15 protein-coding genes are annotated in these 13,888 nt (G+C 64.9%); 9 read left to right on the top strand and 6 right to left on the bottom strand.

Going from position 1 to position 13,888, the window contains the following annotated elements; translation table 11 throughout:
• Positions 1-114 precede the first annotated feature (114 nt).
• Positions 115-366 carry a hypothetical protein gene (locus ACVIHF_RS13420; RefSeq protein WP_057019943.1) on the top strand — a complete coding sequence of 84 codons (252 nt, stop codon included), beginning with the start codon at positions 115-117 and terminating at the stop codon, positions 364-366.
• Positions 367-624: 258 nt separating this feature from the next.
• On the opposite strand, the gene ACVIHF_RS13415 is transcribed toward ACVIHF_RS13420, so the two are convergent.
• Positions 625-1,941, bottom strand: a complete 1,317-nt coding sequence (locus ACVIHF_RS13415) for an ISNCY family transposase (protein ID WP_456792167.1) — start codon at positions 1,939-1,941, stop codon at positions 625-627.
• 145 nt (positions 1,942-2,086) lie between these two features.
• Here ACVIHF_RS13415 and ACVIHF_RS13410 point away from each other — a divergent pair, with 145 nt between their 5' ends.
• Positions 2,087-4,168 (top strand): methyl-accepting chemotaxis protein, encoded by a 2,082-nt coding sequence (locus ACVIHF_RS13410; protein WP_253608864.1) that lies wholly within the window; start codon positions 2,087-2,089, stop codon positions 4,166-4,168.
• 149 nt (positions 4,169-4,317) lie between these two features.
• Here ACVIHF_RS13410 and ACVIHF_RS13405 read toward each other — a convergent pair whose 3' ends face one another.
• Both ACVIHF_RS13405 and ACVIHF_RS13400 read right to left on the bottom strand, forming a co-directional pair.
• On the bottom strand, positions 4,318-5,481 hold the full coding sequence (locus ACVIHF_RS13405) for an acyl-CoA dehydrogenase family protein (RefSeq protein ID WP_253608865.1): 1,164 nt from the start codon (positions 5,479-5,481) through the stop codon (positions 4,318-4,320).
• A 232-nt stretch (positions 5,482-5,713) separates the two neighbouring features.
• The gene (locus ACVIHF_RS13400) at positions 5,714-6,391 is read right to left on the bottom strand and encodes a nitroreductase (protein ID WP_456780639.1); all 678 of its coding nucleotides are present in this window, start codon (positions 6,389-6,391) and stop codon (positions 5,714-5,716) included.
• Positions 6,392-6,541: 150 nt separating this feature from the next.
• Between ACVIHF_RS13400 and ACVIHF_RS13395 the strand changes: the two genes are divergently transcribed.
• Positions 6,542-6,790 (top strand): hypothetical protein, encoded by a 249-nt coding sequence (locus ACVIHF_RS13395; RefSeq protein ID WP_021079659.1) that lies wholly within the window; start codon positions 6,542-6,544, stop codon positions 6,788-6,790.
• Positions 6,791-6,915: 125 nt separating this feature from the next.
• Here ACVIHF_RS13395 and ACVIHF_RS13390 read toward each other — a convergent pair whose 3' ends face one another.
• Together ACVIHF_RS13390 and ACVIHF_RS13385 are read right to left on the bottom strand one after the other, a co-directional pair.
• Positions 6,916-7,161, bottom strand: coding sequence for a hypothetical protein (locus tag ACVIHF_RS13390; RefSeq protein WP_076832093.1), 246 nt, complete (start codon positions 7,159-7,161; stop codon positions 6,916-6,918).
• Between the two features lie 71 nt (positions 7,162-7,232).
• A complete protein-coding gene (locus ACVIHF_RS13385) occupies positions 7,233-8,066 on the bottom strand; it encodes a helix-turn-helix domain-containing protein (protein WP_456780640.1) in 834 nt (277 codons plus the stop codon).
• Positions 8,067-8,513: 447 nt separating this feature from the next.
• Between ACVIHF_RS13385 and ACVIHF_RS13380 the strand changes: the two genes are divergently transcribed.
• Genes ACVIHF_RS13380 through ACVIHF_RS13370 form a run of 3 tightly spaced genes read left to right on the top strand, consistent with a single transcriptional unit; the run spans position 8,514 to position 10,162 of the window.
• Positions 8,514-9,623, top strand: coding sequence for a DUF2336 domain-containing protein (locus tag ACVIHF_RS13380; protein ID WP_253608868.1), 1,110 nt, complete (start codon positions 8,514-8,516; stop codon positions 9,621-9,623).
• A gap of 8 nt (positions 9,624-9,631) precedes the next feature.
• On the top strand, positions 9,632-9,934 hold the full coding sequence (locus ACVIHF_RS13375) for a PilZ domain-containing protein (protein ID WP_253608869.1): 303 nt from the start codon (positions 9,632-9,634) through the stop codon (positions 9,932-9,934).
• Positions 9,935-9,970: 36 nt separating this feature from the next.
• Positions 9,971-10,162, top strand: a complete 192-nt coding sequence (locus tag ACVIHF_RS13370; RefSeq protein WP_253608870.1) for a hypothetical protein — start codon at positions 9,971-9,973, stop codon at positions 10,160-10,162.
• A gap of 25 nt (positions 10,163-10,187) precedes the next feature.
• On the opposite strand, the gene ACVIHF_RS13365 is transcribed toward ACVIHF_RS13370, so the two are convergent.
• Positions 10,188-11,063 (bottom strand): MBL fold metallo-hydrolase, encoded by an 876-nt coding sequence (locus ACVIHF_RS13365; protein ID WP_253608871.1) that lies wholly within the window; start codon positions 11,061-11,063, stop codon positions 10,188-10,190.
• Between the two features lie 110 nt (positions 11,064-11,173).
• Between ACVIHF_RS13365 and ACVIHF_RS13360 the strand changes: the two genes are divergently transcribed.
• From ACVIHF_RS13360 to ACVIHF_RS13350, 3 genes are all read left to right on the top strand, one after another.
• Entirely contained in the window at positions 11,174-12,085 is a 912-nt protein-coding gene (locus ACVIHF_RS13360; RefSeq protein ID WP_253608872.1) for a dienelactone hydrolase family protein, read from the top strand.
• A gap of 65 nt (positions 12,086-12,150) precedes the next feature.
• On the top strand, positions 12,151-13,125 hold the full coding sequence (locus ACVIHF_RS13355) for a glycerophosphodiester phosphodiesterase family protein (protein WP_253608873.1): 975 nt from the start codon (positions 12,151-12,153) through the stop codon (positions 13,123-13,125).
• 76 nt (positions 13,126-13,201) lie between these two features.
• Positions 13,202-13,834, top strand: a complete 633-nt coding sequence (locus ACVIHF_RS13350) for a DapH/DapD/GlmU-related protein (RefSeq protein ID WP_253608874.1) — start codon at positions 13,202-13,204, stop codon at positions 13,832-13,834.
• The last annotated feature ends 54 nt before the right edge of the window (positions 13,835-13,888 follow it).

Here is a 13,888-nt window from a genome sequence, read left to right as displayed (position 1 = left end):
CATGCCGGCTCGTTCCGCCAGCATTAAGCAATTCGTCGCAGGCCCTTCGCCGTGGCCAAAAATCGCCAGATTTGTTTTCTGGATATGTTTTCGCTTCGAGAAGGAGGAACCGACATGCGGATCGCAAAGCTGGTTTTCGCAGGCTCGCTCGCAGCCATCGCTGCCGTTGCCACGCCCGCGCTGGGCAAGAGTACCGAGCGGCAGAAGGCCGACGACAAATCCACGACCACCACCTCGTCCGGCTGCCAGGCCTATCAGCAGGCCGCCGATGGCACCTGGAACCAGCTCCCCTGCGGCGAAGCGGGCTCGAACGGCGCCACCCAGCACCGCCCCGCGGCCAAGGGCGCTGACGACGACGAGCACTGACGTGTCACGCCTGCCGCCCCACGCGGCCGGGGCGATGCGGCGCCTTCGACTTTCGGACCAAACTGCCGGGACCGTTGCGGCGACTCCCGCATCATAAACCCAAGCTTAATGCACGCCCGCTACGGTTGAGGCCTCCCCTCTCTCGTCAAGAATTGTCCGTAGCGGGTGAAGATGTCGTGTTTTTGTAGCTCGTGATCTGTCGCCTTCGTTTCTGATTTGCAGGGGAGCCGGAAGGCGGGGACGGCTTTCCCTGATTGATCATGCCACGGCTGTTGTGGCGGTTTTAGCCCTGTGGGTGAGTTTCTTTGTTCGACTTGAAGCCCGTTTCTCCGTCCCGACCCGCGCTGTCTCGACGGCGGCGCGCGCAGGAGCGGTCAAGGACGCGCGCTTGCGCGCCCGCCAGGGCTTGTCCTTGACGGCTCCGAGCACGCCGCCAGGCTGAAGCGCGTCGGGGCTGATCTGCTGTCCGTCAGGCGCAAACCTCGCCAATCGATGCGGTCCAAGGAACACGCTGACGGTGCCATCGGGATACTCATGTAGGCGCACCACAGCCTTGACGAAGTGAGGTCTGAGCCGGCTCTCCGGCAGCTGCAGCCGCCGACCGTTCCATGCAACGGTATTGTCGTTGGCGACGGTTCGCTCCTCGATCACGCACAGCGCCTCGCGCCAGGCCTCATGCCGGTCGGCCACGAATGCCGAGCCTTCCTGTTCGGGCTTGATCGCAAACGCGGCGTTGTGCCCGGGGATGTAATGCGCCTTCAGCCACGCGTTGGCAGCCTCAACCGTCGTGATCCCGGCAAGCCGCAGCTCCTTCGGCAGCCGGTCCTGCAAGGTGCCGAACACCCGCTCGGAGCGCCCGCGCGCCTGCGGCGAATAGGCTGCGATATGCTCGATCCCAAGATGCGACAAAGCCCGTCCCACCTGGGTTTGTTGCGTCTTCGAGATCTTCTCGCCAGCTTTTGGGGTCAGGAAATAATGGCTGCCGCGGTCGGTGTAGAGCGCGCAGAACAGGCCATGCTCGCCAATCACTTCGCGCAAGGCCTGGAAGGTCGAGGCCGTTCCTTCTTCCTCGACCAGCACCATCGAGTAGATCTCGCTCGTCGCATCGTCCATCGTGACGATCAGGTCCCTCGCGGGCAGGCCTTCGATCCAAACGTGGCGCGATCCGTCCTGGTGCAGCAGCATGCCCCGAAGCGGCCGCCGCGGCCGCTTCTTGCGGTGCGCCGAACGCTTCGGAGCCTTTCGCACCAGCCCTGCCGCGTGCAGCGCCAGCTTCGTCACCGTATAGCCCAGCACATAATCATGCCGCTTTTGCATCTGCTCGTGGAAGTGCTTCACCGTGAAGTCCGCGTACTTGTCCCGGTACAGCGCAAGCATTCGTTCCAGTTCCTCCTCCGGCGCCCGCCGTGGCGAACGACGCCCCAGCCGGCGGTCGACCAGCCCGTCGTCGCCCTCCGCCTCATAGCGCTCCGCCCAGCGTTGAAACGTCCGAACACTGATCCCAAGAACCTCCGATGCTGCCTCCTGCGTCAGTTCCTTCGCCTCCGTCCGATCCAGCAAATCTGAAAACCGCATCCGTCGTACACCCTCGTGAATGGATGCCGTGCCCATCGCGCCCCCTTTGTTCCGGAGCACCGAAAACACGACACTTCACGAGCTACAAACAGGCGACAGATCACGAGCTACTGACACCTCTCTCGTCAAGAATGGCGCGCATCCCATGAAAATCGGTACTCTCCTGACGGCCGCGATCGTCTCATTGTCCGCGGTCGGCGGCGGACTGGCGGCCTATGTCGCGGTGACCAAGTACCAGACCATGGACAAGGTCTCGACCGCGCAGAGCCGGCTCGAAATCGTCCGCGCCGTCGGCGACATCCCGCGCTACATGAACTCCGAACGCGGCATGTCCACCAACCTCTTGTTCAGTACCGGCGCGATCGACCAGAAGCAGATCACCGATCTCGACAAGCTGCGCAAGCTGACCGACGGCGCGCTCGCCAAGGTCAATCAGGTCCGCGCCACGCTGCCCGGCTCGCTCGACGACGGCGAAGCGGTTGCGAGCGCGATCGATGCGCTGAAGGCCAAGTTCGCCGCGCTCCGCGACGCGATCGAGAAAGCGATCGCAGGTCCGCTCGACGCCCGCCGTCCGGCGGCAACCAAGATCGTCGCCGACAACTCCGTCTTCAACGCCGGCGTCACCGTGCTGCTCGACGAGCAGGTGCGCCGCCTCGCCGGCCTTGACGGCAACGCCTACCGCCAGGCCAGCTACGCCAATGTCGCCTGGACCCTGCGCGACACCGGCGGCCTCAATGCCAGCCTGCACAAGGCGCTGGTCGGCGCCAAGCGCGTCGCGACCGAACAGGAAAAGCTGGAGCTGTTCCGCAGCACCGGCCGCACCGAGCAGATCCTCTCGACGCTGCAGGAGTTGCGCAACAATCCGGCGACATCAGCCAATGTCCTGACGGCGCTGGGCAAGATGCAGGCCGACTATGTCGAGCGTTTCGGCAAGGCCCTGAAGCTCGCCAAGGAAGGCGCGATCTCCGGCAAGTATGAGCAGGACGTCGAGACCTACTATGCCGAGTCCCAGATCGGGCTCGCCTCCATCATCACCGTGCGCGACGCATTCTACGAGAATGCCGAGCAAGGCCTTGCGGGCGCCTATTCGTCGGCGCGCTTCAGCTTCGTGGTGGCGCTGATCGGGCTGCTCGCGGTCGTTGCCGTCAGTGCCGGCCTGATCGTCATGGTCCGCCGCCGCATCCTCAACCCGATCGCGGCCCTCACCGGCCGGATGTCGCGTCTTGCCGCGGGCGAAGTTGCCGAGACGATCCCGGGCGCCGCGCGCAAGGACGAGATCGGCGCGATGGCCGCCGCCGTGCAGGTGTTCAAGGACAACAAGATCGAAGCCGATCGCCTCGCTGCCGAGAAGGAAGCCGAGAACGACGTCAAGATGCGCCGCGCCCGCGTGCTCGACGATCTGACCCGCGCCTTCGAAGCCAAGGTCACCGAGCTGGTCGGCGGATTGTCCGCGGCATCCTCGGTGATGGAGGACACGGCGCAATCGATGTCGGCCACCGCCGCCGCCACCAACCGCCAGGCCGCCGTCGTCGCAGCGGCGTCCGATCAGACCTCGACCAACGTGCAGACGGTGGCGAGCGCCACCGAGGAGCTGACCTCCTCGATCTCGGAGATCGCCCGCCAGGTCGCGACCTCGACCGAGATCGCCGCGCGCGCGGTCGATCATGCCCGGCGCACCGGCGACACCGCGCGCTCGCTGGCCGAGGGCGCGCAGAAGATCGGCGACGTCGTGACGCTGATCCAGAGCATCGCGGCACAGACCAATTTGCTGGCGCTCAACGCCACCATCGAGGCGGCCCGCGCCGGCGAGGCCGGCCGCGGCTTTGCCGTGGTCGCGTCCGAGGTGAAGTCGCTGGCCGGCCAGACCGCGAAGGCAACCACGGAGATCTCCGAGCAGATCACCGCGATCCAGACCGCGAGCGACGAGACCGTGACGGCGATCCGGAGCGTCATCGACGTCATCACCGAGATCGACCAGATCGGCACCGCGATCGCCGCTGCGATCGAGGAACAGGGCTCGGCGACCAAGGAGATCTCACGCAGTGTTCAGGAAGCCGCGCGCGGCACGCAGGAGGTCAATTCCAACATCTCCGGCGTGCAGCGCGCCGCGGACGACACCGGCGGCGCCGCGAACCAGGTGCTCGGCGCAGCCGAACAGCTCTCGACGCAGTCCAAGGACCTCGCCGGCCAGGTCAACCGCTTCCTGTCCGACGTGCGGGCGGCGTAACCGAGAGCACGTGGTGACCACGTGGCAGGTTTTCTCCTCGTCATTGCGAGGAGCGACAGCGACGAAGCAATCCATGTCTCCACTGCGGCACGATGGATTGCTTCGCTTGCGCTCGCAATGACGGGTTTGCTTGAGGGCCGCGCGCCCTGCTAGCCGCCGCGCAAGCCGAGCACGCGGCGGGCGATCGCCTGGCGATGGACCTCGCTCGGGCCTTCGTAGACCCGCATCAGGCGGGCCTTCTGCCACAGCGCGTTCAGCGGCAATTCCAGCGTGACGCCGAGCGCGCCGAGCGTCTGCATGGCTTGGTCGCAGGCGTCATAGGCCATCTCGGTCGCGAACACCTTGATCATCGAGGCCTCGTGGCGGATGTCCTCGCCGCGGTCGGTCTTGTCGGCAGCCTCGCGCACCATCAGCCGGCACGCATGCATGCGCGTGGAGATATCGGCAATCCACCACTGGATCGCCTGGCGCTCGGCGAGCTTGACGCCGAAGGTCTCGCGCTGCCTGGCGTGCTCGCACATCATGTCGAGCGCACGCTTGGTGATGCCGACGCAGGTCGATCCCATCTCGAGCCGCCGCGTGCGCAGCCGCAGCTGCATCGGCGCATAGCCCTTGCCGACCTCGCCCAGCACGGAGTCCTTCGGGATGCGGCAATCCTCGAACACGATCTCGTAGGTCGAGCCGCCGCCGACCATCGGAATCTCGCGCTCGATGATGAAGCCCGCCGTGCCCTTCTCGACGATGAAGGAGGTGATGCCGCCCTGGCGCTGATCGTTGCCGACCCGCGCCATCACGATGATGAAGTCGGCGGCGCGTGCATTGCTGATCCAGATCTTGCGGCCGTTGAGCACCCACTGTTCGCCTTCGAGCACCGCGCGCGTCTTCATGCCCGCGGGATCGCCGCCGGCGCCGGGCTCGGAGATCGCGATCGCCGAGGCCATCCGGCCTTCGATATAGGGCTGCAGATATTTCTTCTTCTGCGCGTCGGTACCGACCGCCTGCAGCATGCGCAGGTTCGGCGAGTCCGGCGGCAGCACGAACGGCACGCAACTGCGGCCGAGTTCTTCGTGCACCGCAGCCATCGTGCGCGTCGGCAGGTCGTGGCCACCGAGATCCTCGGGCGCATCGAGGCCCCAGAGGCCGAGCTCCTTCGAGACGTCGCGCAGCCGCTTGCGCTGTTCCGACGTGAGCTCGGGGTGATCGCTGCCGGGCAGCTTCGATTTCAGATAGTGCGGCTCGAGCGGGATCAGTTCGCGATCGACGAATCTCGCGACGGTCTCGCGGATCATGGCTGTCTGTTCATCGTCGCTCATCCGGGATTCCTCGCCCGCGCTGGTGCTTCAAAAAACCAGTAGCGCATTTTTTACCGGCGAGAATAGCGGAAACGCGCAGCCGTGCTCACGCTCGCGCGATGGTTTCACGGCGCGGAATTCAATATCCCGCGGCGTGGTCGGCGCGTACGCAAATGCGCCGGACACGCCCGTGCATCGCGCAACCGAGCGTGCCGCACGAGGTTGTTCCCCTGAGCAAGCGAACGACGCGGCGCTAATCGGCAAAGCCGACGTAGCGGACAAAATCGTTGTTGGCCTCGCGGTCGGAGCGTACCGCATTGGCGGCAAAGCCGTCGTCGGGATAGCCCATTGCGACGCAGGTCATGATCACCTCGTCTTCCGGGATGTCGGCGACCTCGCGCACGATGTCGGAGCGCATGATGCCCTGGCCGTTGATCACGCTGCCAAGGCCGCGATCCCAGGCTGCCAGCACGATGCCGTAGCAGAGCGCGCCGAGATCGAAATGGCAGACCGCGCCCGGATCGAGGATCCGGTCGTAGGTCAGGACCAGCGACACCGGGGCGTCGAACTGGCGGAAGCCGCGCAGCACCCAATCCTGCCGCATCGGCTTGTCGTCGCGGGCGATCCCCATCGCCCCGAACAGCTTCTTAGCGATGTCGACCTGGCGGCCGCGGTGCACGCCCTGGTATTCGCCATGGCTGACGATGTCGCGCTTCACCTTGGCACCGGCGACCATCTCTTCCATGTTGCGGCGGCGCACTTCCTCCAGCGGCGCCCCGGTCAGGACGTGGACGTGCCAGGGCTGGGTGTTCATCGAGGACGGCGCGCGCTTGGCCACCTCGATGATCTCCTCGACCGTCGCCCGCGACACCGGCTGCTGCTTGAACCCGCGCACGCTTTTGCGTGACTGTACCAGCGTCTCGAATTCCATTCCGCGCTTCCCCGATTTTGTTCCGCGCTGCACGCGGAATTTCCTTGATCTGATCGGGGTATTTTATCGACAAAATCGGCCATGGGAACTTGATCGGGCCAGGAATCCCGTATCCAATCCGGCCGCTGGTTTGGTTTAGGGAGAACCCAGATGAAGCGGATTTTCTTGGCGGCCGTGATCGCGACCTTTGCCGCCGGTTCGGCATTTGCACAGGACGCCTCCTGCGAGACGAAAGCCGTCGGCAAGGACGGCAAGCCGCTGGCCGGCGCGGCCAAGACCTCGTTCATGAAGAAGTGTACGACGGACGCCTGCGAGACCAAGGCGGTCGGCTCCGACGGCAAGAAGCTCGCCGGCGCGGCCAAGACCTCGTTCATGAAGAAGTGCCAGAGCGGCGCCTGAGCCCCTCGACGGGCGTCTACACGCCCCAACAATCGGGAACAGACCATCGGGTCGCGCCGGGCCGCGGCCCGATCGGCTTTTGGCGGTAGAGGGCCGCTGGACGGGACGCGTATTCTGAGGCGCCCTCAGAACGAGACGCCGACCCGCACGCCCCTGCTCCAGACCCGCCGGCAACGCTTCCGGGTGTTGCCGTGAAACATTTCGAAACGTTCCGGCAACTGGGTCGGCTTGGCAAATTCCAGGCACGCTCCGCCGGCGGAATAGTCCACCAGCCGGCATTCGATCAGCGGCGCCTTCGGTTCAAGCTGGAGCTTGACCACGCTGGATACGCATCCGCTCGGACGAACACGCGCAAATCTCCGGGGATGCATTGCCGTCGCCTCTGGTGAAATCGTACCCACAGGCTCGTCGGCGGCCGTTAAGATTCCGTTCAGATCGATGGTTACGAACCGTGTCCGCGGGACGGATCGGCGCGGGTGGCGCCCGGACGGCGCGAGGCGGCCAGCGTCTCCGACGGCGCTTCCCCGAACTGCGACCGATAGCTGCGCGAAAAATCGCTCAAGTGCCAAAATCCGTAGGCCAGCGCGCACGTCTTGACGCTCGGCGCACCGGCCAGCAGTTGCTGGCGCACCAGCCAGAGCCGGCGCAACCGCAAATAGCGATGCAGGCTGACGCCCCGGTAGCGCTGGATGGCGTCATGCAGCGTGCGCACCGACACGCCGATCTGCCTGGCAAGTTCGCCGCTGTAGATCGGGTGCGCCACGTCGCCTGCCAGAATTGCGCGCGCGTCGTTGAAGACCTTGAACTGGCGCGTCGTGTTGGCCCGCGTCGTCCACTTGGCCGGCACGATCTCGGCGAAGGCGTTGTCGATCGCGGCAAGCAGCGTCTCCTTGATCGACTCGCCGCTAGCGAACTGGGCATCCTCGGTCGGCTGCGAGGTCACGAGCAGGATGTGCCTTACCACTTCACGCAGCCGATCCTGCGCGCGTTGAGAAATTTCGTGGATGCTGAAATGAAGACCCGCCCGCGGCCAGCCGCGGTCGACAATCTCCGGCGTGAACATCACCGAGGCATATTGGCGGGGCGTCTCCTCCACCGAGGTGTAGAACGCGCCGCCGCCACCGAGCACAATGACCGCGCGATCGCGCTCGACGCCGTTGAAGCGGATCGGGACCCCGTCATCCATCGTGAAGCCGACCGCAGTGGTGTGCGGCGCAAGCTGTGCGTCGACGATCCGCGGAAAGGACTGCGTGTAGTTGAGCTCGCATCCCGGCAAACTCAGGATGACCTGCTCGGCCGAAATCTTCCGCGCAAGTGGCGTGAAATCAACATCCAGATTTCGGATCGAACTCCGGAATGCATCAACATCGTCAAAACGAAAGACTCTCGGCACCGGTAATGGCGCCGTCAAATGACCGCTCCCGTGAAATGCTCTTGAAAAATTGCGCGCGACGCGGCGCCTTGCGCGCCGGCCGCATCAATAAATTCCATGCACAAAATGCGAATCGTCCAATAGGTTCAATCAGGAAAAATGCGGTCCGTTCGTCGAACCGGACAATCCGCCAATGTAACACGGCTGCCGAATTTCGATAGTCTTTAGCGGGATATCCACCGCCGCAATCGGCCCTCCCCATCAATTTCTATACCCCTATTAAAGATTCGAGGAGCAAATTGGCATCGGGAACGATGATGTTCCTCGTCGCGGACCATTTTAGAGACCGCAATGACAGTTATTGCCTCGCCCGATCTTATTGCCAAACTCGACCATGTCTTGAAAGCTGGCTCGCCCGACCTCCGCACGCGCATGCTGCAGGAGGTGGCCGGGTTGTTTCTCGAAGACGCTCACCGCCTCAGCGCGCACCACGTCGAGATGTTCGACGGCATCCTGGTCCGCCTGACCGAGAGCGTCGAACTACGGACCCTGACCACGCTCAGCCGCTCGTTTGCCGATTTGCGCCTGGTGCCGCGGGAACTCGCGCGCCGTCTGGCCAACCATGACGACGCCGATGTCGCCGCTCCGATCCTGCGCAAATGCGAATGCCTCCCCGATGCCGACCTGATCGACATCGCCTGGATGCGGGCCGAGGGACACCTCTGCGCGATCGCAGGACGCAAGGCCGTCAATGCGGAGCTCACGGACATTCTCCTGATGCGAGGCGACAGCAGCGTGCTTCGAGTCCTCGCGCGCAATCCCGGCGCTGATCTGACCAGCGCAGGCCTCGCCATGATGGTCGATGCCGCCGAGCGCGACGACGACATCGCCGACGCGCTGATATCGCGCAGCGACCTGCCCCATCGCGTTCTTGTCGACCTCGTGATGCGATCAACGCCGCGCCAACAGGCCCGGCTGCTCAAACGCGCACGCCTCGACATTCAGGACGCGATCCGCGCTGCGATCGATGCCAGCGCAGCCCGCGCCTCCGCAACCCCACCAGCCACAATCGACTATGCGGAGGCGCGGGCCACCGTGCTGGCCTTGAACAGAACCGGGCGGTTGAACGATTCCAGCGTCAACCGTTTCGCGATCAGGCGAGAGGTCCGCAACGTCGTTGCGGCGCTGGCGCAGCTCGCAACCGTTCCGATCGAGACGATCGCACCGCTGATGGAAGCCGCCGACATCAGCGGGCTCGTGATCGCCTGCCGCGCATCGCGACTGAACTGGAACACGACGGCTGCCATCGTCAGCTACCGGAAGGCCGGGCTGACGGTTGCACCCGAGGAGCTGCAGCGCGCACGGGACATGTTTGAAGGACTGGCGCTATCCAACGCGCAGCGCACGATCCGGTTTGGTTCGCTTAGCGAGCTGACCGCGAAGCGCTCCCAGGCAGTGTGAGTGATGCAATGACGTATGGTGACCGCAGGGCGGAGCGCGTCAAGCTCGAGACGCGCTATCCCGTCAATCTCATGGGTGTCGACGGCACGTGGCGGCGGAGTTGCATCCTGCTCGACGTCTCGCAGAGCGGGGCCCGGCTCGAGGTCGACGGATCGCTCGATGTGCTGAAGGCCCAGGAGTTCTTCCTGGTGCTGTCCTCGCGTGGACTGGCCTTCCGCCGCTGCGAGCTGGTTCGCGTCGACGGTGCCGAGATCGGCGTGAGGTTCATCGAAGAGAGACGGCGAAAGGGACGCCCCGTCATTCCAAGGTGAGGATTGCCGCAACCGGCCCGAAGGGAAGTTGACGACATGACCGTACAGAGAGCGACCAACATCAGGGTATCGACCACCTCCGCCGCACCGTTGCGCGGGACCATCGAGATCGACTGCGCCGGCACCGTCGCGACGTTTGCGATCGACGAGGAAATGGCGCATCGCCTGTGCGCCGATCTGGAACGGTTTCTGACCCAGGTCCCGCGCCGGACCCGCGCAGCGCGGTGACCTTGAGCTACCGACTGTCGCGCGCCTACTCCCGCTTGAAGCGATAGTCGAAGCGATCGCCATCCGCCTTGATCAGGCCGACCGTCGGGGCCGGAAAATGGATCGGCAGGATCAGCGTGTCGGTCTCGGCAACGGAGGCAAAGAATTTCCGCCGCGATATCGCCGACTGCTTCGGGTCCCAATCGGGCTTGGCCGACCATTCCGGTTCGCGGCACTGGATTGCATGGTGCATCAGGTCTCCGGCGACCACCGCGCGCTGCCCCTTCGAGAAGATGTTGATGCAGCAATGGCAGGGCGAATGGCCCGGGGTCGGCGTCAGCGTCACGGTGTCGTCGAGCGCGTAGTCGTCGTCGACCAGGAGCGCCTGCCCGGCCTCGACGATCGGCAGGCAATTGTCGCGGAACACCGTACCGGGCGGATTGGCGCCCTTGGCGTTCTCGGCCTCCCAGGCCGCATACTCGCCCTTGTGGAAGACGTATTTCGCGTTCGGGAAGGTCGGCACCCAGCGCCCGTCGCGCAGCGTCGTATTCCAGCCGGTGTGGTCGATGTGCAGATGGGTGCAGAACACATAATCGATCTGCTCATAGGAGATGCCGAGCGCAAACAGCTCGTTGCGCCAGCGCTCCTTGCCCGGGAAGTCGAACGGCGGCGGGTGGCCCTTGTCCTCGCCGGTGCAGGTATCGACCAGGATGGTGTAACGCGGCGTCCGCACCACGAAGGTCTGATAGGTGATCATCATCATGCCGCGCGCGGCGTCGAAGACCTCCGGCTCCATCGTCTTCAGATGATACTTGAACACATCGTCGTTGTAGGTCGGGAAGAAATCCTGCGGCCGCCGCCACGGTCCTTCGCGCTCGATCACCGCGTCGATCGTGATGTCGCCGATCCTGATCTGCTTCATGGTTGTTTCGCTCCCGGTTTTTTGTAAAGCGTAGCGGGCGGCACCTCGCCTCACAAGCCGAGCGCCGTGCAGCACGCCATGCGGCTTTGCATTGCTGGAAGGAAACAACCATGCCGCAATTCATCCGAAATCCTGTTCATGCTGCGGGAATGACCCATCGCGCGATTCCGATCGTCCTCCTGATGCTTACGACATTGCCGACAGCGGCGGCAGCCGCGCCCGACACCGTTTTCTTTCCGAGCGCCGACGGCAAGACCGAGATCGTCGGCTACCTGTTCAGGCCGCAAAAGCCGGGTCCGCACCCCGCGATCGTGCTGCTGCACGGCCGCGGCGGCCCCTATTCGACCAACGTCAACAAGGACTGCACGCTGGTGTCGCGGACCAATCCGTCGGCGGCCTGCAATGCCGGCAGCCTGTCCAAGCGCCACGCGATGTGGGGACAGTATTGGGCCGACCACGGCTATTTCGCGCTGCTGCCGGACAGTTTTGGTCCGCGCGGCAAGGCGCACGGCTTCGGCCGCTTCACGCATGACGATCCTGATCGCAGCGACGTCAATGAAAGGACCGTGCGGCCGCTCGACGCCGAGGGCGCGCTGAGCTGGCTGCGCAGCCAGCAGGAGATCAGCGGCAACCGCATCTTCCTGCAGGGATGGTCGAACGGCGGCAGCACCGCGCTGAACGTGATGCAGCGGCAAGGCGCGGCGACGTCGGGCTATCGTGCCGCGCTCGTGTTCTATCCGGGCTGCGGGCCGGCCGCGCTGCTGGCGCAGACGCTCAGGTCGGCAGCACCGATCACGATGTTGCTCGGCACGGACGACGAGGAAGTATCGCCCGACCGCTGCCGGGACGTCGCCAGCCGCTCCATTGCCGCCGGCAGCAAGATCGACGTCGTGGTTTATCCGGGTGCCACCCACGATTTCGACGATCCCGGCCGTCGCCGCCAGTCGAATCTCGCCAACAGCGCGGCGCTCCAGGACGCGATGGTGCGGGCGATTGCCGCAGTGGACGGCTTGAAGGATTAGGCCGCCGCAAATCGACCAGAAAGCACCCCTACCCGGGCCGGCGATCCAGCAAGGAACCGAGTCGCTTGGGCAGGAAACTGAAATACGCGGCAGCGACGATCGTCGCCGTCGCCGCCGCAATCTACCTCAACAACACCAGCCTTCTCGCAACGCATGCCGGCGGCAAGCCGGTGCTGCTCGCCCATCGCGGCATGGCGCAGCGTTTCGACGAGCGCGACCTCAGGAACGACACCTGCACCGCGGCGCGCATGCTGCCGCCGAGCCATGACTATCTCGAGAACACGGTCCGCTCGATGCAAGCGAGCTTCGAGCGCGGCGCCGATATCGTCGAGCTCGACGTCCATCCGACGACCGACGGCGAGTTCGCGGTGTTTCACGACTGGACCGTCGATTGCCGCACCGATGGCCAGGGCGTCACCCGCGAACAGCCGATGGCGCGGCTGAAGATGCTCGATATCGGCTATGGCTACACGGCCGATGGCGGCAAGACCTTCCCGTTCCGCGGCAAGGGCATCGGCCTGATGCCGTCGCTGGACGAGGTGCTTAAGACCTTTCCGGATCGCCGGCTCTTGATCAACGTCAAGAGCCGCGATCCCGCCGAGGGCGAGAAGCTCGCAACGGTCTTGAACCGGCTCGCCGCCGAGCGGCGCAAGCTGATCTTGGTTTATGGCGGCGACGAGCCGATCGAGACGATCCGGCGGCTTGCGCTGGAAACCCGCACCATTTCCCGCGCGGCGCTCAAGAGCTGCCTCATCCGCTATATCGGCTATGGCTGGACCGGCATCGTGCCTGATGCCTGCCGCAACGCCATCGTGCTGGTGCCGATCAACTACGCGCCATGGCTATGGGGATGGCCGGACCGCTTCCTCAACCGCATGGCCGCAGCCAACAGCGCGGTCTTCGTGCTCGGGCCTTATCAGGGCGGCGAATTCTCGACCGGGGTTGACGATGCCGACCTGTTCAGGCGCCTGCCCGAAAGCTATTCCGGCGGGATCTGGACCAACGAGATCGAGACCATCGCCCGCCTCGCCGGGCGTTAGATCCGGCCTCCTCCTGTCATCTCTCCGTCATAGAAATTGTGCGACTGAAGCGGCTCGTCGCATCGAGGACAACGCTATGAACGCACCGAGCCTGACCCGCCCCAAGATCGCCGAAACCGTCATCGAGCCGACGGTCAAGCTGCGCGAGGTCAGGGTCGGACGTTGCTGTGAGGTTCTCGGCGACACCGCGATCGAATACACCGAGCTTGGCGACTACTCCTATCTCGGCAGCGGCTGCATCGTCGCCGACGCCGTGATCGGCCGCTTCTGCGCGATTGCGGCGCAGGTCCGGATCGGCGCGCCCAATCATCCGCTCGAGCGCCCCTCCCAGCATCGCTTCACCTATTGTCCGGAATATTACACCGCCTCAGCCGAGCGCGATCATGACTTCTTCAGGAACCGACGCGCGGATCGCGTCGTGATCGGTAACGACGTCTGGATCGGCCACGGCGTGATCGTGCTGCCCGGCGTCACCGTCGGAGACGGCGCGGTGCTGGCGGCCGGCGCCGTGGTCTCGCGCGATGTCGCGCCCTACACCATCGTCGGCGGCGTGCCGGCCCGGCCGATCAAGGAGCGGTTCAACCGAAAGATCGCCGCCGAGCTGTCGCAGATCGCCTGGTGGAACTGGCCGGCTGAAACCCTCTGGGAGCGCCTGCCGGAATTCCAGTCCGGCGACGTCGAGGCGTTTTGCGCGCGATGGCGGACTTGAGCATAGGACTGACGCGGATTTCGCTTCGCTCCATCCGGGCTACGGGATAGAGCC

The sequence above is a fragment of the Bradyrhizobium sp. USDA 4506 genome, from assembly GCF_054058795.1.
Note: the sequence above shows the minus strand (reverse complement) of the source record. Positions and strands in the feature narration are given on the sequence as shown.